The 21,488-nt window shown below is 66.8% G+C and carries 17 protein-coding genes; 6 read left to right on the forward strand and 11 right to left on the reverse strand.

Annotated features, from left to right (window positions below):
- Nucleotides 1-153: 153 nt before the first annotated feature.
- The 9 genes from NOV74_RS11670 to NOV74_RS11710 form a co-directional block, all read right to left on the reverse strand.
- On the reverse strand, nt 154-1,122 hold the full coding sequence (locus NOV74_RS11670) for an AraC family transcriptional regulator (protein ID WP_257312589.1): 969 nt from the start codon (nt 1,120-1,122) through the stop codon (nt 154-156).
- 74 nt (nt 1,123-1,196) lie between these two features.
- Nucleotides 1,197-1,955, reverse strand: coding sequence for a carboxymuconolactone decarboxylase family protein (locus tag NOV74_RS11675; RefSeq protein ID WP_257312591.1), 759 nt, complete (start codon nt 1,953-1,955; stop codon nt 1,197-1,199).
- Between the two features lie 129 nt (nt 1,956-2,084).
- Nucleotides 2,085-2,687 carry an NAD(P)H-dependent oxidoreductase gene (locus NOV74_RS11680; protein ID WP_257312594.1) on the reverse strand — a complete coding sequence of 201 codons (603 nt, stop codon included), beginning with the start codon at nt 2,685-2,687 and terminating at the stop codon, nt 2,085-2,087.
- A gap of 35 nt (nt 2,688-2,722) precedes the next feature.
- On the reverse strand, nt 2,723-3,718 hold the full coding sequence (locus NOV74_RS11685; protein WP_257312596.1) for an aldo/keto reductase: 996 nt from the start codon (nt 3,716-3,718) through the stop codon (nt 2,723-2,725).
- Nucleotides 3,719-3,742: 24 nt separating this feature from the next.
- Nucleotides 3,743-4,804 (reverse strand): NAD(P)-dependent alcohol dehydrogenase, encoded by a 1,062-nt coding sequence (locus tag NOV74_RS11690; RefSeq protein WP_257312599.1) that lies wholly within the window; start codon nt 4,802-4,804, stop codon nt 3,743-3,745.
- 263 nt (nt 4,805-5,067) lie between these two features.
- Complete coding sequence (gene dctA / locus NOV74_RS11695) at nt 5,068-6,375, reverse strand: C4-dicarboxylate transporter DctA (protein WP_257312602.1); 1,308 nt, start codon at nt 6,373-6,375, stop codon at nt 5,068-5,070.
- A 382-nt stretch (nt 6,376-6,757) separates the two neighbouring features.
- Nucleotides 6,758-7,474, reverse strand: a complete 717-nt coding sequence (locus NOV74_RS11700) for a response regulator (protein ID WP_257312604.1) — start codon at nt 7,472-7,474, stop codon at nt 6,758-6,760.
- The gene (gene dcuS / locus NOV74_RS11705; RefSeq protein ID WP_257312607.1) at nt 7,471-9,072 is read right to left on the reverse strand and encodes a DcuS/MalK family sensor histidine kinase; all 1,602 of its coding nucleotides are present in this window, start codon (nt 9,070-9,072) and stop codon (nt 7,471-7,473) included. The genes NOV74_RS11700 and dcuS overlap by 4 nt, the downstream gene beginning before the upstream one ends.
- Before the next feature lie 79 nt (nt 9,073-9,151).
- Nucleotides 9,152-10,435, reverse strand: coding sequence for a 4Fe-4S binding protein (locus NOV74_RS11710; RefSeq protein WP_257312609.1), 1,284 nt, complete (start codon nt 10,433-10,435; stop codon nt 9,152-9,154).
- 165 nt (nt 10,436-10,600) lie between these two features.
- On the opposite strand from NOV74_RS11710, the gene NOV74_RS11715 reads away from it, so the two are divergent.
- The 3 genes from NOV74_RS11715 (at nt 10,601) to NOV74_RS11725 (ending at nt 17,626) form a co-directional block, all read left to right on the forward strand.
- A complete protein-coding gene (locus NOV74_RS11715; RefSeq protein WP_257312611.1) occupies nt 10,601-12,649 on the forward strand; it encodes a molybdopterin oxidoreductase family protein in 2,049 nt (682 codons plus the stop codon).
- Nucleotides 12,650-12,891: 242 nt separating this feature from the next.
- On the forward strand, nt 12,892-14,241 hold the full coding sequence (gdhA, locus tag NOV74_RS11720) for an NADP-specific glutamate dehydrogenase (protein ID WP_257312614.1): 1,350 nt from the start codon (nt 12,892-12,894) through the stop codon (nt 14,239-14,241).
- Nucleotides 14,242-14,611: 370 nt separating this feature from the next.
- Entirely contained in the window at nt 14,612-17,626 is a 3,015-nt protein-coding gene (locus tag NOV74_RS11725) for a PEP/pyruvate-binding domain-containing protein (RefSeq protein ID WP_257312618.1), read from the forward strand.
- Here the strand turns inward: NOV74_RS11725 and NOV74_RS15495 are convergent.
- Both NOV74_RS15495 and NOV74_RS11730 read right to left on the reverse strand, forming a co-directional pair.
- Nucleotides 17,577-17,855, reverse strand: coding sequence for a DUF1579 family protein (locus NOV74_RS15495; RefSeq protein WP_371748450.1), 279 nt, complete (start codon nt 17,853-17,855; stop codon nt 17,577-17,579). The genes NOV74_RS11725 and NOV74_RS15495 overlap by 50 nt on opposite strands.
- Nucleotides 17,852-18,010: a hypothetical protein gene (locus NOV74_RS11730; RefSeq protein ID WP_257312621.1), complete on the reverse strand. Its 159-nt coding sequence runs from the start codon at nt 18,008-18,010 to the stop codon at nt 17,852-17,854. The genes NOV74_RS15495 and NOV74_RS11730 overlap by 4 nt, the downstream gene beginning before the upstream one ends.
- Nucleotides 18,011-18,044: 34 nt before the next feature.
- On the opposite strand from NOV74_RS11730, the gene gmk reads away from it, so the two are divergent.
- From gmk to NOV74_RS11745, 3 genes are all read left to right on the forward strand, one after another.
- Complete coding sequence (gmk, locus tag NOV74_RS11735) at nt 18,045-18,659, forward strand: guanylate kinase (protein ID WP_257312624.1); 615 nt, start codon at nt 18,045-18,047, stop codon at nt 18,657-18,659.
- Between the two features lie 65 nt (nt 18,660-18,724).
- Nucleotides 18,725-20,305 carry a S41 family peptidase gene (locus NOV74_RS11740; protein WP_257312627.1) on the forward strand — a complete coding sequence of 527 codons (1,581 nt, stop codon included), beginning with the start codon at nt 18,725-18,727 and terminating at the stop codon, nt 20,303-20,305.
- A gap of 12 nt (nt 20,306-20,317) precedes the next feature.
- A complete protein-coding gene (locus NOV74_RS11745) occupies nt 20,318-21,475 on the forward strand; it encodes an acyl-CoA dehydrogenase family protein (protein ID WP_257312629.1) in 1,158 nt (385 codons plus the stop codon).
- Nucleotides 21,476-21,488: the final 13 nt, after the last annotated feature.

Here is a 21,488-nt window from a genome sequence, read left to right on the forward strand (position 1 = left end):
GGATGGGCCCAAGCACCGGTCTGGCGCTTGTCGGAGGCATGGCCCGCCACCGGGAGCGGATCGAGGCCGTCTGAATTTGGCATTCCATGATTGTCCGTGCCAAGGGCGACGGGAAACCTGAAGCCGCCACCTTCTGGCCAAGTGGCTAGCCGGTCACTCCGCAGGAACGGGCCGAGCCGATCCCGCCTCCTCCCGCAACCGCGCCACGTCCTTGGTCGGCGCGCTGCCGAAGTACCGCCCGTATTCCCGGGCGAACTGCGAGGGGCTCTGGTAGCCGACACGGCGGCCGGCGGTTCCGGCGTCGAGGCGGGTGAGCAGCATGAGGCGCCGCGCCTCCTGGAGGCGGATGGCCTTCTGGTACTGCAGGGGGCTCATGGCGGTGACGGCCTTGAAGTGCTGGTGGAAGGAGGAGGGGCTCATGTGCACCAGCGTGGCCAGGCGCTCCACATCCAGCGGCTGGTCGAAGTGGGTGCGGACCCAGGACACGGCCTTGGCCACCCGGTGGAGCTGGCTCTCCTCCTGGCCGATCAGCGCCACCCGCGGGCCCAGCGGACTTCGCAGGAGCCGGATGAGGATCTCGTCAAGGACCAGGGGCGCCAGGAGCTCCGCCTCGTCCGGCCGGGAGGCCAACTCCAGGAGCCGGACCACCGCGTTGATCACCGGCGCGTCCAGCTGGTCCACGCAGATGGCGCGCCCCTCGCCCCGGCGGGGCAGGCCAAGGGGGTAGACTTTGGCCGTCAGGTCGGCGATCCGCGCCGGATCCAGGTCGATGCGGACGCCGAGGTAGGGCGCCTCCAGGCTGGCCTGGGTGACCTGGGCGGACACGGGCACATCCACGGAATAGACCAGCACCCGCGAGGCGTCGTACTCGTAGAGCTCCGGGCCCAGCAGTACCCGCTTCGCGCCCTGGGCCACCAGGCAGAGCGCCGGCCGCTGCACGGCATGGTGGAAGTCCTTGTGGGCGCGCGAGGCCCGGGAGACGTGGACGCCCGGAAGCCGCAGCTCGAAGGTGCCGTCATAGGGAGCGTGGGCCAGCAGCAGATCCGCGAGCCGGGCCAGGTCGGGCCGAAGGGGTTCCGGTTCGGGACCTGGGGGGAGGGGTGGCGTCGAGATGCGGGCCATGAGCCATTGTCTCCTTTCAGGCCAGTCCGGCGAGCCGGTTCACGGGCTGCTCCACGTTCAGGGCCGACCCGTGCCTACTCGGAGGCGGGCAGGACCTCATTCAGGGCCTGCAGGGCATTGAGGGTCCTCGGATAGCCGAGGTAGGGCAGCAGCTGCGTGATGACACTCAGCAGGGTGGCCCGGTCGTTGCCGACCTGGAGGTTGCCCCGGACGTGCCCCTTCACCTGGGCTTCACAGCCCCGCAGCGCGAGCAGCATCGAGAACGTGAGCAGCTCGCGCTGGCGCAGGTCCAGGCCCGTCCGGGTGTAGTAGTCCCCGAAGCAGTTGCCAGACAGGTGGTCCTGGATGTGCAGCTGGTCGGCCGGCGAGGCCTCGCGCATGCGGTCGATCGCCTCGCCGAAGATCGCCTTCTGGATCGCCAGTCCCCGCTCGACCCGGGTCGCGGGCGTGGTCGAGGACTGGCCCTCCAGCGGCAGCTTCACCCCGGCGTCCGTCAGGAGCTCGTTGGTGGCGTGGAGGAAGTCGAAGACAACGGCGATGCCGCAATAAGGCACCGCCTGGTAGACGAGCTCCTTCAACTCGACCGGCGTGACGCCCACGGTCAGGGCGGCCCGGAGCATGACCTTGTACTCTCCGAGCGCCTGGCTCGCGATCAGGGCCGCCAGGATGACCATCAGGCGGGTCCGGTCGTCCAGGTGAACCTGGGAATCCGCCTCGTCGAAAGCGAAGGTGTCGAACAGCTCGATGAACTCCGGATCGGTGACCTTCAGGGTGGACGTGTGGCCCGGGAACCAGCGGTCGTGGTTCCGGTGGGCGGTTTCAGACAGGACCATCGGCGCCTCTCTCTGGTTCGTGATTCCTCAAACTGGCGACGGAGTTAATGGACGTTTCCACGTGGCAGGCACGCCATCAAACCTCCGCTGGGTGGCTCTTGGGGATCTGCGGGAGGGATCGCTGCCTCGTCATGAACCTTCTCCGAGGCAGTGTTCCTGCAGGTGCCGCTGGTAGTCCTCGAGGGCACGCGGGATGTCCGGCGCCTTGAAGATGTCGAACACCCCGTAGTCCGGGAGAATGTCGAACCCCATGAATCTGTAGTTCGAGGTGATGTGGAGGAACAGGTCGGCCGTTCCCTTGCCGCCATACAGCACGCCGTTGGGGTTGTCGAAGGCTTCTCTTGGGGCATTCCAGGTGGCGGAGATCATGAAGGCCCGCCCTTGCATGAGGCCGCCGGTCCCGTACTGCCGGCTCGGATCCTGGCGCGTGCGGCCATCGCCTTCGAGCAGGGCCTTGGTGGTCAGGCCTGCGTTGAAGACCTCATCCACGTACTTTTTGTAGATCCACGGCGCGGAGAACCAGTTCACCGGCGTCTGGAGGATGACCAGGTCGGCGGCCACATGCTTGCCCACCTCTTCTTCCGGGTCATAGCCGCGCTCGATGAAGGTCTCGGCGACCTGATGTCCGCGCGCCAGGAAGAACGCCTTCGCCTGGTCCATGAAGGCGAGGTTCAGCTTGCCCTCGGACCATCCGGGATAGGCCAGGTGGGCATTGATGATGAGAACGTTCACGGGTCGGTCTCCCTCGTTTCCTGGTTTCCGGTCGATCAGCGGCCCACCAGCTTCTGCAGGTGCTCCGGGTACCGGGCGCCCTGCAGCTCGACTTTGGACGCGGCGGCCTCGATGGCCTTCAGATCATCGGTGGTGAGGTCGAGGGCGGCGCCCCCCAGGTTCTCCTCGAGTCGGTGCAGCTTCGTGGTGCCGGGAATCGGGACGATCCAGGGTTTCTGCGCCAGCAGCCAGGCGAGGGCCAGCTGGGCCGGAGTCACACCTTTCGCCGCGGCCAGGGCCTTCAGCACCTGCACCAGGGCGAGGTTCGCTTTGCGCGCCTCCGGGGTGAACCGCGGCACGATGTTCCGGAAGTCCGTGGGATCGAAGGTGGTGGTCTCGTCGATCTTGCCGGTGAGGAAGCCCTTGCCGAGGGGGCTGAAGGGCACGAAGCCGATGCCCAGTTCTTCGAGGGTGGGAATGATCTCTGCTTCCGGCTCCCGCCAGAACAGGGAGTACTCGCTCTGAAGGGCCGTCACGGGCTGCACGGCGTGGGCCCTGCGGATGGTGGCCGCGCCGGCCTCCGACAGGCCGAAGTGCCGGACCTTGCCTTCCCGGATGAGATCCTTGACCGTGCCGGCCACGTCCTCGATGGGCACCTCGGGATCAACCCGGTGCTGGTAGAAGAGGTCGATGGCGTCGACGCGCAGGCGCTTCAGCGAGGCTTCGGCCACGGCCCGGATGCGCTCGGGCCGGCTGTTCAGGCCGCCCGGGTTCTGGCCCGTGACCTGATCAATGGCGAAGCCAAACTTGGTGGCGATGGCCACCCGGCCCTTGAAGGGCGCCAGGGCCTCGCCCACCAGCTCCTCGTTCACCCAGGGGCCGTAGACCTCGGCCGTATCGAAAAAGGTGACGCCCTTCTCCACGGCGGCCCGGATGAGGGCGGTGCCTTCCTGTTTCTCGACGGCGGGGCCAAGCCCGAAGCTCAGGCCCATGCAGCCCAGGCCGAGGGCGGAGACATCCAGGCCGTTATTTCCAAGTATTCGTTTCTGCATGACGATCTCCTTTGTGGGTCGGGTTCAGTTCTTCGCCTTCAGCGAGGCCATGTCGATGACGAAGCGGTACTTCACGTCGCTCTTCAGCAGGCGCTCGTAGGCCCCATTGATGTCCTGCATGCGGATCACCTCCACGTCGGACGTGATGCCGTGCTCGCCGCAGAAGTCGAGCATCTCCTGGGTCTCCGGGATGCCGCCGATGAGGGAGCCCGCCACGGACTTGCGGCCGAGGACCATGGGCACGGTGTTGAGCATGGGTTCCAGACCGCCCAGGTAGCCCACCAGCACGAGGGTGCCGTTCGTGGCCAGGGTGGGGAGGTAGGGGTTCAGGTCGTGGACGTAGGGCACGGTGTCGACGATGAGGTCGAAGCGGCCCGCGACCGAGGCCATCTGGGCGGGGTCCGTGGACAGCACCACGCGGTCCGCGCCCAGGCGTCGGGCATCGACCTCCTTGCCCTGGGAGCGCGTGAAGAGGGTCACCTCGGCGCCCAGGGCCTTGGCCAGCTTCAGCCCCATGTGGCCCAGGCCGCCGAGGCCCACCACGGCCACCTGGCTGTCCTGCCCGACCTTCCAGTGGCGCAGGGGCGACCAGGTGGTGATCCCGGCGCAGAGGAGCGGCGCGGCGCCCTGGAGATCCAGGCTGTCCGGCACCTTCAGCACGAAGCGGTCGGAGACCACGATCTGGTCCGAGTAGCCGCCCTGGGTAGGCCGGCCGTCGTGGCGGTCCGTGCCGCCGTAGGTGCCGGTGAAGCCGTTCTGGCAGTACTGCTCCTCGCCGTGCTCGCAGGGCTGGCAGTGGCGGCAGGAGTCCACCAGGCAGCCCACACCCACGGCGTCGCCGGCCTTGAAGCGGGTCACGGCGGCGCCCACGGCGCGCACGCGGCCGATGATCTCGTGGCCGGGGACGATGGGGTACGTGGTCCAGCCCCAGTCGTTGCGGGCCGTGTGCAGGTCCGAGTGGCAGACGCCGCAGTAGAGGATATCGATCACCACATCGTCGGGCCGGGGGTCACGCCGCTCGAAGGGGAAGGGCGCCAGCGCCGAGGTGGGAGATTGGGCGGCGTAGCCAAGAACGTTCAGGGTCATTGTTTTCTCCAGAATCGGTGAAATTTGATTTCGGCCATATCTGCGAGTTCTTCCCACCCACAGGGTTCGAGACCAACGTGCCAACAGGAAGAAGTCTAGGGATCCGCGAGTCTTCGGGCTTGCCTAATGCTCCGAACTTCTAGCTCAAAGCTCCAGGTGGGCCCTGAGCACCCCGTCTCCACCACCCCTGATCACAGAAAAGCCCCCGCGTCGCGGGGGCTTTTCTGTGATGAAGAACGAATGCTTCTGTTCGTGCCCGGGCTTCACTCCATCTCGTTCGCCAGCACCGGCACCTCGACCACGGGAGTGACGTCTTTCGCCTTTCCCAGAACGGCGTGGAACGTATCCCAGTCCAGTTCCTTCTCCCAGCTGGCCATCACCACGGCGGCAATGCAATTGCCGATGTGGTTGGTGATGGCGCGGGCTTCGGACATGAACTTGTCGATGCCGAGGATGAGGGCCATGCCCGCCACGGGGATCGTGGGCACCACCGCCAGCGTGGCGGCCAGGGTGATGAAGCCGGACCCGGTGACGCCGGCGGCGCCCTTGCTGGTGATCATCGCCACCACCAGGATGCCGAGCTGCTGACCCAGGGTGAGCTCGATGCCCAGGGCCTGGGCGATGAAGAGCGAGGCCAGGGTCATGTAGATGTTGGTCCCATCCAGGTTGAAGGAGTAGCCGGTGGGGATCACCAGGCCGACCACGGACTTGGATAGGCCCAGCTTCTCCATCTTCTCCATGAGGGGAATCAGCGCGGATTCGGAGGAACTGGTGGCCATGACCAGCAGAAGCTCATCCTTGATGTAGCCCACCACCTTGAAGATGTTGAAGCCCGCCAACCGAGCGATGGTCCCCAACACGACGAAGACGAACACGGCGCAGGTCGCGTAAAAGAGGAAGATCAGTTGCGCCATGGGGATCAGTGACTTCAGGCCGAACTTGCCGATGGTGTAGGCAATGGCCGCACCGGCGCCCAGAGGGGCGAGGTAGAGGATCTGGCGCATGACGCCGAAGAACATCTTGCTGAGGTTCTCCAGGAAGCCGATGAGGGGCGCCTTGTGCTTCTCATTCAGGGCCGCCACGGCGAAGCCGAGCAGCACGGAAATGAGCAGCACCTGGAGGATGTCGCCATCCGTGAAGGCGCTGAACATGGTCTTGGGGATCATCTTCAGCAGGTGATCCGTGATGGTCAGATGCTGGGCCTGGGTGACGTAGTTGGCCACGAGCTTGGGGTCGAGCTTCGCGGGATCCGCGTGGAAGCTGCGCCCGGGCCCGAACACGTTGGCCATGACGAGGCCGACCACCAGGGCCAGGGTGCTGACGATCTCAAAGTAGAGGATGGCCTTCCCGCCCACGCGACCGGCCTTCTTGATGCTGCCGGAGCCCGCGATGCCCAGCACCACACTGCAAAGGATCACCGGTGGGATGAGCATCTTGATCAAGTTGATGAACCCGTCGGCCAGGGGTTGCATCTTCACCGCCACGCCGGGATAGAAGTGGCCCAGCAGCGCGCCGAGGACGATCATGAACGCGACCCAGTTGTACAGCTTTGATGCAGCTCGCTTGATCATGCGGTTGGTCCTTTCAGAAACTCCAGCCAGGAGAGGCTGGCGGCCCTGGAAGGGCCGGAGGTGAACGCGGTGGAAAAGATGCCGGTGTGGGAGGTGCGCGGCGGGGAAGGTCCCCGTTGCCGAGCGGGCGTCGTACTCACGCGACCTACCGGTGGTTTTCCTTATGCTGCGTCACCCGGCCAGAGGATGGTCGTTCTGGAAGTTGATTCCAGGATTTGAAACTTTTGTAAGCAGACCTGTCTCGCGGGCGCGACGCGGAGCCCCCGGGAGAATCGAAGCGAGCCCCAGCTCAGCTGGGTTGAGCGCGGGGGTCCGGGGGTGTGCGCGCAGCGTGCCCTTAGATCCCGGCCACGCATGCGTGGCAGGGAGAACCCCCGGAGAATCATAAATACCGCTTGGCCTCACGCAGATAGGCTTTCTGCAGCAGGAAGCGGTGGACTGGCCGTCCGCCCGTGCCGTACCCGGGCTCCATGCGAAGGACCTTGAGGGTGCTGAGGAACTCGAAGTATTTCCGGACCGAGACCCGCGAGATGCCCACCAACTGGCCGATCTCCTCGCTGGTGAACCACGGCGTCGTCTCCGGCCACGCCGAGATGGCCTGCAACACCTTGTCCAGCGTGTTCCGATCGAGGCCTTTGGGCAGCCCCTCCGCCCTCCGGCCTTCGGGGGTCCGGCGGGCCAGGCGCTTGTCGAGCTCAGCCTGGTCGAGCGTCTGGCCATCCCGGATCAGGCGGCGGGTCTCGCCGTAGCGATCCAAGGCCTGCTTGAGCCGCTCGAACTCGAAGGGCTTGATGAGGTAGTCCACCGCGCCCAGCTTCAGGGCCCGGTCGATGGTCGCCGCATCCCGGGCGGCGGTCACGAAGATGACGTCCACATCCAGGCCCTGTCGCCGGATCGATTCCATGAGCTCGATGCCGCTCTGGCCGGGCATGAAGATGTCCAGCAGCAGGAGGTCCACGGTGTGGCTTCGCAGCAGCTCCAAGGCCTCGGCGGTGCTGCGTGCGGAAGCCACCGTCTCGAAGCCTGGCACACGACTCAGATACATCCGGTTGAGCTCGGCCACCATGGGATCGTCTTCGACCAGCAGCACGCGGATCATGGCTCCTCCGCCGGAAACAGCGTGAACGCAGTCGTGAAGACGGCGCCCCCACCCTCCCGGTTCCTCGCGACCAGCCGCCCCCCCCGGGCCTCGATGGCCCGGGCGGCCTGCCAGAGCCCGAAACCGCGGTTCTCACCCTTCGTGGAGAAGCCCAGGGTGAAGGTCTGGGCCAGGACCTCCTCGGGCAGCCCTGGACCGCTGTCCGCGACCGACACATGCAGGAGCGCTCCCTCGGGCCGGAGGGACACGTGGATCTCGCGGCGGACGCCTTCACCGATGGCTTCGACGGCATTTTCCAGCAGGTTGCCGAGCACCGTGACGAGGTCGTGGGAGGCCGCGTCATCGGGACACGGGGGCAGCGAGGCGTCCTGGTCCAGTTCCATGAGGATGTTCTGTTCCCGCGCCGACGCGAACCGGGCAAGCAGGAACCCCGCGATGACCGGGTCCTTGATGCGCTGGACCACGAAGCCCACTTCGTCGTCCAGCCTGCCGACCACGCCGGTGATGTAGGTCTTGAGGCGCTCGTACTCCTCCAGCCGGACCAGCCCGAGGATCACGTGGAGCTTGTTCATGAACTCGTGGGCCTGGGCCCGGAGGGCGTTGGCATACAAGCGCACGCCCGTGAGCTGTTCGGCCAGCCGGTTCATCTCGGTGATGTCGCGGAAGGTGGCCAGCGCCCCGGTGATGCGGCCATCGACCAGCACGGGCACCCGGTTCGTGAGGATCTTCAGGCCCAGGATGTCGCCCTCCTGGTCATACTCCGCCTGGCCCGTCTCCATCACCGTCCCAAGCCTGGAGCTGGGCAGCACCTCCTCCACCGGATGACCCACCAGCTCGCCGTGGCTTCCCGCCAGCGCGAACAGGCGCAGGGCCTCCTCGTTGACGATGGTGACCACCAGCTCCCGATTCACCCCGATGATGCCCTCACGCACCGAATGCAGCATCGCGTTGCGCTGCTGGAGCACGGTGGAGATCTCCTGGGGCTCCATGCCCATCAGGATCCGCTTGATGCGGCCGGCCAGGTAGGCGGCCCCGAGAATCCCGGCCGCGAAGCCGATGACGCCCCCGAACACGATGCGTCTCTGCACACTCACGATGGCCCGGTCCACGCCCGATTGGAGCAGACCCACGGCCACAGCCCCCACCTGCCGATCCCCCTGCCACACGGGGGTGAAAGCGCGCAGGGACACGCCGAGTGTGCCCTTGGCCACCGAGAGGTAGGACTGGCCGCGGTAGACGTTCGCATCATCCCCACCCACGAATCGGGCCCCGATCAGGGCCGGATTGGGATGCGAAAGCCGGAGGCCGTTCATGTTCATCACCACGACATAATCCACGCCCGCCTCGACCCGGATCCGTTCGGCGAGGTCCTGGATCTGTTCAGGCGGCCGCTGACCCATCAGGCCCTCGCGCACCGTCTCAGCCTCGGCCACGAGCCGGGACAGCAGCATCACCTTATTGCTCAGGGCCTCGCGGGCCTGCTGTTCCATCTTCCAGTCGACCAGGACACCTGTCACCAGCAGGGCCAGACCCAGGATCAGGCTGACCAGGAGGGTGATCCTGGCCCTTAGGCGGAGAAGGGGGCGCATCCGGGACATGGTAAGGACCATCCTAGGGTGGAAGCCCCTGGGCCGGCGCCGGAACGTTCGCGGCGCAAGTGTCCCGGACCGGGCTCGCTCAGAATCCCGCCATCAGGCGGTCCAAGTAGCGTGACTTCACCTGCCTGGAGGCGAGGGCTTGCTTGAGGGGCGGGAGCTTGAGCACGGCACCGAGGATGGCGGCGGTGGCCCGGTGCCCGTAGCCCGACTGACCGTCCACCAGCAGCTCCGCCAGCTGGCCCCGCTCGATGGCCATCATCACCGTGCGATGAGCGGTGTTGGCAGGGGTGAGCACGCGCGCCCGGCGCGACTTCAACCGGAGCGCATTCTTCGTGCAGGCCCGGACACACACGCCGCAGCCCAGGCAGCGCTCTTCGTCCAACTGCGCACGCTTCGCCGCCGCATGGTGGGGGTCATGGGCCGAGACGAGACTGAGGGCCTCCACGGGACAGGCGTTGACGCACTTGCCGCACCCGTTGCAGCGGTCGAGGTCCAACTCCGGTAGGTAGTTGGTGGTGTGGACGGGCTTCATGAAGGAGAACCGCCGCGCGGCGATCATGGCCTCGCAGCAGCAGCCGCAGCAGTTGCAGATGAAGCTCACCTTCTCCCGGACGTTCTCCCCGAACTGCACGAGGCCCCGCTCCCGCGCCAGCTGCAGGAGGTCGAGGCATTCCGCGGCCTCCACTCGCCGCGCCACGTGGTGCCGCGTCAGGGAATCCGCGCAGGTGCCGAAGGTCATGCAGATGTCCATGGGCGCGTCGCAAGCTTTCCCCATATGGGCCATCTTGTGGCGGCAGTAGCAGGTGCCGATGCCGATGGCCTTGGCCGACCGCACCACCTCGCTGGCCCGTTCATGGTCCAGGACCACCAGGCTGTCCTCCCGGGGCAACGCCGTCTCGTCCACGAACACGCGGCCCAGCTGCGTTTGGCCGTTGGCGAACAGGGCCCGGACGAAGTCCTCCTCCACGTTGAGGTACTGGTGAAACAGCTCGGCCAGGGCCTTCTGGTCCACGTCCCCCCGCACCCGCATCATGGAGAACTCGAAGAAGCCCGCCATGGGTGGGGGCAGCACGTACCGCGTCTCCCCGTCGTGGACGAGGTCCAGCAGCATGGCCCGCTCGGCCAAGGCATCAAGCACGGCGCGGGCCTTGGCCTCCGGGAGCCTCCAGAGGGCGGCCGCGCGGCGGGCCGTGAAGGGGCGGATGGGCACCTGGGCCAGCAGGCCGGCCTCCTCCTCGCTCACCAGCAGGCGGAGGATCTGGAACAGGCGCTCCGAGGGCGGGGCACCCTGGGGGAAGCGGTTCAGACGGGCCACCAGGCGCTCGTAGGCGCCGTGTCCGGGGCGGAGGGTGGCATAGGCCATGGGGGCTTCCTGCCGCCAGGATAGTCCCGGGAGTCGGCCGGCCCAGAGAATAACATCCGAGGCGCCGCGGCGACCCGAGGGTGGAGGAGGCCCCCGGGACCTCCGGCCCCGGGACTGGGATTCTTCCCAAAAATGGTGACAATGGAGCCTTCCGACGGAGGGCCCATGCCGACCAGCCTCCACCGCTCTGTCTGCCCCTACGACTGCCCCGACACCTGCGGCCTCCTGGTGACGGTGGAGGACGGCCGCGCCGTGGCCGTGGCGGGCGATCCCGAGCACCCGCTCACCCGGGGTGCCCTCTGCCCCAAGATGAACCGCTACCAGGACACGGTGCACCATCCCGAGCGGCTGACGATGCCCCTGCGCCGCACTGGCGCCAAGGGCGAGGGCGTGTTCGCACCCATCTCCTGGGACGAGGCCATCGGGGAAATTGCCGAGCGCTGGCGGCGGATCATCGCCATCCACGGCGCCGAGGCCATCCTGCCCTACTCCTACGCGGGCACCATGGGCCTGGTCCAGCGCAACGCCGGGCACGCCTTCTTCCATCGCCTGGGGGCCTCGAAGCTGGACCGCACCATCTGCTCGCCCGCCAAGAACGAGGGCTGGGCCCTGGTGCTGGGCGGCACGCCCGCGCCGCATCCGGACGCCTGCGCCGCCAGCGACCTCATCCTGCTCTGGGGCATCAACGCCGCCGCCACCCAGGTCCACGGCCTCCACGCCGTGCGCGAGGCCAAGCGGAAGGGCGCGCAGGTCTGGCTCATCGACACCTACGCCCACGCCACCGCGCCCCTCTGCGACCGCGTGGTGCTCGTGCGCCCGGGCACGGACGGCGCCCTGGCCCTGGGCATCCTCCACCTGCTGGACCGGATGACCCTCTGCGACGAGGCCTTCCTCGCGGCCCACGTCCAGGGCGCGGCGGAGCTGCGGGCGCGCATCCTGCCGGACTACCCGCCCGAGCGGGTGGAGGCGATCACCGGCGTGCCCGCGGCCACGGTCCGGGAGCTGGCGGAGGCCTATGGTCGCGCCCGCGACCCGTTCCTGCGCCCGGGGAACGGGATCTCGCGCTACGGCAACGGGGCCATGACCCTGCGCACCCTGGCCTGCCTGCCCGCCTTCGTGGGGGCCTACGCCAAGCCCGGCGGCGGCGCCTTCGCGTCCACCAGCACCGGGGGCGCCTTCCCCATGCGCCTCATCGAGCGGGAGGACCTGCTGCCCGGCCCCGTGCGCACCCTCAACATGAACCGCCTGGGCTGGGCCCTGAACGAGCTTCAGGATCCGCCGGTGGCCTCGCTCTACGTCTACCACTCGAACCCCGCCGTGGTGGCGCCGGACCAGAACGCCGTGCTGCGGGGGCTCGGCCGGGAGGACCTCTTCACGGTGGTGCACGAGCGGTTCATGACGGACACGGCCCGCTTCGCCGACCTGGTGCTGCCCGCCACCTCCTCCCTGGAGCACAGCGACCTCTACCGGGCCTTCGGCTCCTACTGCGTGCAGCGGGCGCGGCCCGTCGTGGCGCCCGTGGGGGAGAGCCGCTCGAACCTCGAGGTGTTCCAGGTCCTTGCCCGGGCCATGGGCTTCACGGAAGCGGTGTTCTCGCAGTCCGCGGACAACCTCATCGACGCGCTCCTGGCCGAGCCCCACCCGTGGCGGGCGGGCCTGGACCAAGGCCGCCTGGCGGCGGGCTTCGCCGTGGAGTTGGACCCGGGCCGCGGCGCGGGCCTCCGCTTCCACACGCCCAGCGGCAAGGTGGAGGTCCTCAACCCCCGCGACCCGGAGCCCCTGCCCCGCTTCCTGCCGCCCCACAGCGACGGGGACCCGCACTCGCTCCAGCTCGTCACGGCGCCCGCCGTGCAGGGGCTCAACTCCACCTTCCACGAGCGAGAGGACCTGCGCCGGCGCATGGGAGCCATGGCCCTCCAGCTGAACCCCGCGGAAGCCGCGGCCCGGGGCCTGACGGACGGCGACCCGGTGACGGCCTTCAACGGCCTGGGCGAGGTCGCCTTCACGCTGAAGGTGACGGACAAGGTGCCCGCCGGGGTCGCGGTGGCCGAGGGCGTGTGGTGGCGCCGCTACGCGCCGGGCGACCGCACCGTGAACGCGCTGACCTCCCAGCGGCTCACGGACCGGGGCGGCGGCAGCACGTTCTACGACAACCGGGTGGAGGTGCGGGCCGGGTGGCCGGACGCCACCCCCGCGCCCAGGGACCATTCTTGACGCATCGTCAAGATAATGACTTGCGCGCCCATCAAATGGCCCCCTTTTAGTGCTTCCCATCACCTCTTGATACCTGCCCCTCGCCCGGCCCGGTTCCTGAGGCTAGAGTCATGTCGTCCTGTTTTCGGCCCTTGAACCACGCCGCGGCAGCCTCGGGACGGGCGCAGCGGCCACCACCTCCAAGACCCCATTCGACCGGAGCTCCGGCTTCGCCTTCACACCCCCTTCCTCCCGGAGGAACCATGAGCCAGTACGTCAATGAAGTCCTAGAGGGCCTCAAGAAGAAGGCCCCCTGGGAAAGCCTGTTCATCCAGGCCGCGACTGAGATCCTCCACTCCCTGGCACCCGTCCTCGAGAAGGAGCCCAAGTACAAGAAGAACGCCATCCTCGAGCGCATCGTGGAGCCCGAGCGCGCCATCGGTTTCCGCGTGCCCTGGGTGGACGACAAGGGCCAGATCCGCGTCAATCCGGGCTGGCGCGTGCAGTTCAGCAGCGCCATCGGGCCCTACAAGGGCGGCATCCGCTTCCATCCCAACGTCACCCTCGACACCCTGAAGTTCCTGGGCTTCGAGCAGATCTTCAAGAACAGCCTCACCGGCCTGCCCATGGGCGGCGGCAAGGGCGGCTCCAACTTCGATCCCAACGGCAAGTCCGACGCCGAAGTGATGCGCTTCTGCCAGTCCTTCATGATGGAGCTGTTCCGCCACATCGGCCCCGACACGGACGTGCCGGCCGGTGACATCGGCGTGGGCGGCCGCGAGGTCGGCTACATGTTCGGCATGTACAAGAAGCTCGCCAACGAGTTCACGGGCGTGCTCACGGGCAAGGGCCAGTACTGGGGCGGCAGCCTCGTGCGCCCCGAAGCCACGGGCTACGGCGTGGTCTACTTCGCCGAAGAGGCGCTGAAGACCAAGGGCGAGTCCATGCAAGGCAAGAAGGTGGCGGTCTCCGGCTTCGGCAACGTGGCCTGGGGCGCCGTTGCCAAGGCCACCCAGCTGGGCGCCAAGGTCGTCACCATCTCCGGCCCCGACGGCTACATCTACGACGCGGACGGCATCAGCGGCGAGAAGATCGAGTACATGACCGAGATGCTCCGCATCGACCGCATGTCCGTGGCCCCCTACGCCCAGAAGTTCAAGACCGCCCAGTTCCACGCGGGCAAGCGCCCCTGGGAACAGAAGGTGGACGTGGCCCTGCCCTGCGCCATCCAGAACGAGCTGAACCTCGACGAGGCCAAGAACCTGATGGCCAACGGCTGCATGGCCGTGATTGAGGGCGCCAACATGCCCAGCACCCTGGATGCCGTGGAGTTCTTCCAGGCCAACACCGGCAAGATCATCTTCTCCCCCGGCAAGGCCTCCAACGCCGGCGGCGTGGCCACCTCGGGCCTGGAGATGAGCCAGAACTCCATGCGCCTGGGCTGGACCGCCGAGGAAGTGGACGCCCGCCTGCACCAGATCATGATCAACATCCACAAGTCCTGCGCCGATGCCGCGGCCCGCTTCGGCACCCCAGGCAACTACGTGAACGGCGCGAACATCGCCGGCTTCCTCAAGGTGGCCGACTCCATGATCGATCAGGGTCTGGTGTAACTGCTTTCTGCTTTCCACCAAGGCACGAAAAGGGGGGCCGCCAGCGGCCCCCCTTTTTATGTCCAGGCCAGTAAACTGCGGGGGAGACGAGGCCCCTAAGAGCTCCTAATAAAATCCGACGATGCCGCGATGAAGCCAGGCGGGATGCACCGAAAGGAAGGACCCGCAGGGCGATGCGGGACATCGTTCAAGGGGCCTGACGCCGCGGGGCGCCCGCCTGGCTTCATCCCTCCGGGCGAGGGGTGGTGGGCTTCTCGATGCTTCGTCACGCTCGTCGCGCGTAGTGCCTGCTACGCTTCGACTCGCGTTCCTCGCCTCGCTCGCCCAGCACCCCTCGCGCGGCGGCGTGGGATTTTGTTAGGAGCCCTAGATGATCAGTCGCGACTTCAATGAAATCTTCCACAAGTACGCGACGGACAAGGAGATCTTCCACGAGCTCATGCCCCTGCGCACCCGGGAGATCCTCCTGGTGGCCCCAGCCTTCGACGCCTTCACGCTGGAGCAGGACGGCCTGCTGACCGAGATCCTCTTCGACGGCTACTACCAGCTCAACATGAGCAACCCGCCGCGGGTGACCAATGTGTCCACCACGGAAGAGGCCCTGGAGCGCTGCAGCAGCCGGCACTTCGACATCATCATCGTCATGAGCCGCCTGGGCCAGGGTGGGCACGTGGAGCTGTCGCGGGCCCTGCGGCAGGCCGCGCCGCGGATCCCCATCTACCTGCTGCTCAACGACAACGTGGAAGTGGGCGTCATGGACCGGCGGCGGCAGGAACTGCTGCGCCACTTCGACCAGATCTTCGTGTGGAATGGGAATCCCGAGATCTTCATGGCCATGGTGAAGTTCATGGAGGACCGCGCCAACGTCCTCAACGACACCAAGGTGGGCCTCACCCGCGTGATCCTCCTGGTGGAGGACAGCATCCGCTACTACTCGCGGTACCTGCCCATCCTCTACAGCGAGATCCTCAAGCAGACCACGCGCCTGGCCAAGGAACAGAACATGGACCGCATGACGCGCACCCTGGCCATGCGCGTCCGCCCCAAGGTGATCCTGGCCACCTCGTACGAGGAGGCCATGGCCTTCTGCGACCAGTTCCAGGACTACCTGCTCTGCGTCATCTCGGACCGCAAGTTCCCCAAGGACGGCGCCCTGGACCGGGAGGCCGGCATCAAGCTGATCCGGGCCCTGAAGGAGCGCATCCCCGACCTGCCGACCCTGCTCCAGTCCTCGGATCCCCTCAAGGAATCCTGGGCCACGGCCCTGGGGAGCGGCTTCCTCAACAAGAACTCGTACACGCTGGGGGCCGAACTATCCGCCTTCTTCTACGAGCGCCTGGGCTTCGGCGACTTCATCTTCCGCGACCCCCAGGGCGAAGAGATCGCGCGGGCCACCGATATGGAGGACCTGCGGGAGAAGCTGCGGACCGTGCCCGCCGAGTCCCTGGTCTACCACGCCATGCGCAACCACTTCTCCTCCTGGATCATGGCGCGCGGCGAGGTCCAGGTCGCCAAGGTCCTGGCGCGCTTCCGCATCTCGGACTACCGCGATCCAGAAGAGATGCGCACCTTCCTCATCAATGTGGGCGACTACGTGCAACGCATGAAGACGCTGGGCAAGGTGATCCCCCTCACGGAATTCACGCCCCGGGACGAGCCCAACATCCTCCGCCTGGCCCCGGGCTCCATGGGGGGCAAGGCGCGCGGCGTGGCCTTCACCCACTCACTGCTCTCCCGCCTGGACCTGGAGCACCTGGTCCCCGGCGCCAATATCCGCATCCCGCGCTCGGCCATCATCGGCACCGAGGAGTTCTCCGGCTTCATCCACCGGAACGGGCTGAGACAGATGGTCCAGAGCGACGCCGACGACGATGCCATCAAGCGGCGGTTCCTCATGGGCTCGCTGTCGCCGGAGCTGATGGCCAAGCTGCGGCTCTTCCTGACGAAGCACGCGAAGGTGCCCTTGGCGGTGCGCTCCTCGGGCCTGTTGGAGGACAGCCTTTCGCATCCCTTCGCGGGTCTCTACAGCACCTTCTTCCTGCCCAACAACGATCCTGATCCGGCCGTGCGCGAGGTCCAGCTCATGGAGGCCATCAAGCTGGTCTACGCCTCCGTGTATTCCAAGGCCTCCCGCGCCTACTTCCAGGCCATCGACTACAAGATCGAAGAGGAGCAGATGGCCATCCTCATCCAGGAAGTCTCCGGTCGCCGTTTCGGGAACCGCTTCTACCCGCACATCTCCGGCGTGGCGCAGTCCTTCAACTACTACCCCGTGGCCTATACGCTGCCGCAGGATGGCATCGCCAACATCGCCGTGGGGCTGGGCAAGTACGTGGTGGAGGGGGAAAAGGCCTACCGCTTCTCGCCCCCCTACCCCGAGATGGACATGCTCCCCCCCAAGGAGCAGCTGCGCACCACGCAAAAGCGCTTCTATGCCCTGGACATGAGCCGCACCTCGGTGGACCTCTACAGCGGCGAGGACGCCACGCTGCTCAACCTGGATATCCAGGATGCGGAAAAGGATGGCGCCCTGCAGCATTGCGCCTCCGTCTGGGACTGGAACGACGACCGCATCCAGGACGGCCTTGACCATGTGGGCCCGCGCATCGTGAACTTCCGCGACATCCTCAAGTACGACCAGTTCCCCCTGCCAAATATCCTCCAGCGCCTGCTGGAGCTGATCCGCGAGGCCATGGAGACGCCGGTGGAGCTGGAGTTCGCCGTGAACCTCGATCCCGACCCCGAGAACGGTAAGCCCACCTTCACCCTCCTCCAGATCAAGCACCAGCTCATGGAGGCCGGCGACGTCAACCTCTCGATCGAGGACCTGAACCCAGCCGAAGTCTTCCTCTTTTCCGAGCGGTGCGTGGGCAACGGGATTGTCGAAGGCCTGCGGGACATCGTCTGGGTGGATCCGGAAGGCTTCGACAAGTTCGAGACGCCCGCCCTGGCGGCCGAGCTCGAGAAGCTCAACGACCGCTTCCGCACCGAAGGGGGGAAGTATGCCCTGCTCGGGCCCGGCCGCTGGGGCAGCAACGACCGCCACCTGGGCATCCCCATCGTGTGGTCCATGATCTCCTGCGCCCAGGTGATCGTGGAGTACGCCATGGAGAACTTCCAGGCGGATGCCTCGCTGGGCTCCCACTTCTTCCACAACGTGACGTCCCTGAACATCGGCTACTTCACCGTGCCCTACCCACGCGGTTCCAGCATTCTCGACTGGGACTGGCTGCGCCGGCAGCCCGAGACCTGGCGTTCGGGCTGCCTGGTGCATACCCGCCTGGACGAACCCGTACACATCGTCATGGACGGGCGGCGAAGTGCCTCCGCCATCTTCAAGCGCGCGCCGGAGCCGGTGCCCGAAGAGCTCGAAGAATTCCAGTAACGGGTGCCGGTAAGTGCGCCTGCTTCGCTCGGGTGTATTCCATCTCCATCATCTTCACGAAGGCGCCGTCCTTGCCCTTCACACACATGATCGCGGTGCGGTGGTCGCCGTCGACTTGGGTGTGGACTTCTTTTAACGTGAGGGGTTTCTCCGCCTCGTCGTAGCCCTCGAAGAAGAGCGTCTGCTCACGGCAGTTCTTGGCGCAGGCCCCTTGGACACAGCCATTCAGGTGCCCGCCTGGTCCTGCATGGCCAGGTGACGGGCCGTGGGCTTGGGCAGCGGGTTGTCCTGGGCGGCCAGGGTCAGGACACAGCCGAGGGCGAGGTCAGGGCACGCATAGAACCTCCAGCGGCCCATGCTACGGCCCTGAAGAACCAGCATCATGGCGGTTCCGCTAAAGTGGGAAGAGGAGGGGCCCTTGATCCAGCATCCCGGCAACGTGTTCGTGGTCTCCGCGCCGTCGGGAGCGGGCAAGTCCACGCTAACCCAGCGGCTGGTGCGGACCGTGCCGGACCTGATCTTCTCCATCTCCTTCACCACCCGGAGCCCCCGCCCAGGCGAGGTGGACGGCCGCGACTACTTCTTCATCGACGACGCCCGGTTCGACGCGATGGTGCGCGGGGGCGGCTTCGTGGAGTGGGTGCAAATCTACGGCCATCGCTATGGCACCGGCCGGGACTGGCTGAGCGGTGTGCTGGCCACGGGTCAGGACGTGCTGCTCGACATCGAGACCACCGGCGCCCTCAACATGCGCCGGGCCATCCCCGATGCCCGCATGATCTTCATCCTGCCGCCCTCGGCCGCTTCCCTGGAGCAGCGCCTGCGCAGCCGGGGCAAGGACTCGGACGAGCAGATCCGCATCCGCATGCAGCACGCCCGCCACGAGATGGAGCTGTACCATGCGTACGACTACCTGGTGCTGAATGACGACCTCGAACTCGCCTACCGGCAATTCGAAAGCGTGATCTACGCCACCCGGGCCAGCCGGGAGCGCATGGCGCCCGAGGCCCGGAGAATCCTCGAGGGTTTCTAGAAGAACCACCATTCGCCCCCGGAACGGTGCGGGCGTATCCTGGAGACATTCTCCCCGGGAGCCTCATGGCCCGTTTCCTCAAGCGCAATTGGATGTGGATGGTGATGGCCGCCACGGTGGCCGTGGCAGGGCCCCTGCTGGCCCGATCCGGCGCGGAAGGCGCGCGCCAGCGGAGCCTGGAGACCCTGACCGAGGTCATGGATCTGGTGCAGAAGCAGAGCCCGGAGCCCCCCACCCCCCGCCAGATCACCCACGCCACCATCCAGGGCATGCTCCACACCCTGGATCCCCACTCGAACTACATGGACGAGAGCGAGTTCCGCCTGCTTCGCGAGGAACAGAAGGGCTCCTTCTATGGCATCGGGGCCATCATCCAGCAGCACGACCAGGGCATCGCCATCATCAGCCCCATGAAGGGCGGGCCCGCCGAGCGCATGGGCATCCGCTCCGGCGACATCATCAAGGAAATCGACGGCACGAGCACCGAAGGAATGACCTCCAACGCCGCCCTCCAGAAGCTCCGTGGCGAGAAGGGCGCCCTGGTGGAGCTCGCCATCCAGCGGTCCGGCATCGCGGGGTTGCTGCGTTTCTCCATTCCCAGGGCCGAAGTCCCCACCAACAGCGTCTATTACAGCTTCATGCTGGCCCCCACCACGGGCCTCATCCTCATCAAGGATTTCGGCGAGACCACCTCCGACGAGTTCGAGAAGGCCGTGGCCGCCCTCAAGAAGCAGGGCATGAAGCAGCTCATCCTCGACCTCCGCGGCAACGGCGGCGGGGTGCTCGACGCGGCCATTGGCATCTGCCGCCAGCTCCTGGGCCCTGACCAGCTCATCGTCAGCCAGAAGGGCCGGGACGGCCGGGACGAGAACCAGACGCGCACCAGCAAGGGCGCCCAGCTTGACCCCTTCCCCCTGGTGGTCCTCATCAACCGCGGGTCCGCCAGCGCCAGCGAGATCGTCACCGGCGCCGTGCAGGACCACGACCGCGGCCTCGTGGTAGGCCAGACCAGCTGGGGCAAGGGCCTTGTCCAGAGCGTGCTGCCCATCAACCGCTCCCGGGGCCTGGCGCTGACCACGGCCCGCTATTACACCCCCTCGGGCCGCAGCATCCAGCGCGACTACACCCACGGCCTGGACGACTACTACAACCCCGACGAGGAAAAGGATCCCAAGACTGAGGGTCCGGCCTTCAAGACCGACCTGGGGCGCACGGTCTACGGCGGAGGCGGCATCAACCCGGACTATCGGCTTCCCCTGATCCGGCTCAACGAGTTCATGATCAACCTCCGTTTCCGCCAGTCCGCCTTCTTCCGCTACGCCGTGCAGGAGAAAGAGCACTTCGGCATCCGCCCCGGCGAGTCCGCCGATGACGTGGTGATGGCGCGGTTCCGCGCCTGGGCCCTGGAGCAGAAGCTCCCCATCAGCGACAAGGAGTGGGCCGACAACCTGGAGGCCATGCGCGAGCAGCTCTCCATCGAAATGCAGAACGTCGCGTTCGGTGTGGAAGCCGGTTTCAAGCTCCAGTGCGTGAAGGATCCGGTGATTCTCAAGGCCCTGGAGGTGATGCCCGAGGCCGAGGCTCTGCTCCGCAAAAAGCAGCTCCTTACCCGTGCCACCCCCACCCCTGTCGCCACCCTTCGCTGAACTGAGGTCTCCATGGATGTCACGCTCCCCGAGCACGTCGAGGCCCTGCGCCAGGAAGTCCGCAAATTCGCGGAAAAGGAGATCCGGCCCCACGTCATGGCCTGGGATGAGGCCAAGACCTTCCCCATGAATGTGGTCAAGCAGCTGGGTGAGATGGGCATGATGGGCGTCATCTTCCCCGAGGAGTACGGCGGCGCCGGCATGGGCTACCAGGAATACGCCGTGGTGGTGGAGGAACTGTCCCGGGTGGACGGCTCCGTGGGCATCACCGTGGCCGCCCACAACAGCCTGTGCAGCAACCACATCTACACCATGGGTAGCGAGGCCCAGAAGCAGGCCTACCTGAAGCCGCTTGCCAGCGGCCAGGCCATCGGCGCCTGGGGGCTCACAGAACCGGGCTCGGGCAGCGATGCGGGTTCCCTGCGCACCTCCGCGAAGAAGGAGGGCTCCCACTACATCCTGAACGGCACCAAGACCTTCATCACGCACGGCACCGTGGGCGACATCTTCGTGGTGATGGCCCGCACCCGGCCCGCCGAGCCTGGCCGCAGCAGCGCCGACGGCATCAGTGCCTTCGTGCTGGAAAAAGGCATGAACGGCTTCCGGGCCGGCAAGCAGGAGAACAAGCTGGGCCTGCGGGCCAGCGACACCTCCGAGCTGATCATGGAGGACGTCAAGGTGCCCGAGGCCAACCTCCTGGGTGAGGACGGCGTGGGCTTCAAGCAGGCCATGAAGACCCTGGACGGCGGCCGCATCAGCATCGGGGCTCTGGGCCTCGGCATGGCCCAGGGCGCCTTCGAGGAAGCCCTCCGCTACAGCAAGATCCGCCACACCTTCGGGCACCCCCTGGCCGATCACCAGGGCATCCAGTTCAAGCTGGCGGACATGGGCACGGAGATCGAGGCCGCCCGCCTGCTCATCTACCGGGCCGCGGGCCTGAAGGACCAGGGTCTGCCTTACGCCAAGGCCGCCAGCATGGCCAAGCTCTACAGCTCCGAAGTGGCCTGCCGCGTGGCGGACCAGGCCGTGCAGATCCTCGGCGGCTACGGCTACATCAAGGACTATCCGGTGGAGAAGTACTACCGGGACGTGAAGCTCTGCACCATCGGTGAAGGCACCAGCGAGATCCAGCGCACCGTGATCGCCCGGTACCTGCTGTCCGAATACTGATTCCTGGAGTACC

Origin of the sequence: Geothrix fuzhouensis (genome assembly GCF_024609325.1) — a bacterium.
Taxonomy (GTDB): Bacteria; Acidobacteriota; Holophagae; order Holophagales; family Holophagaceae; genus Geothrix; species Geothrix fuzhouensis.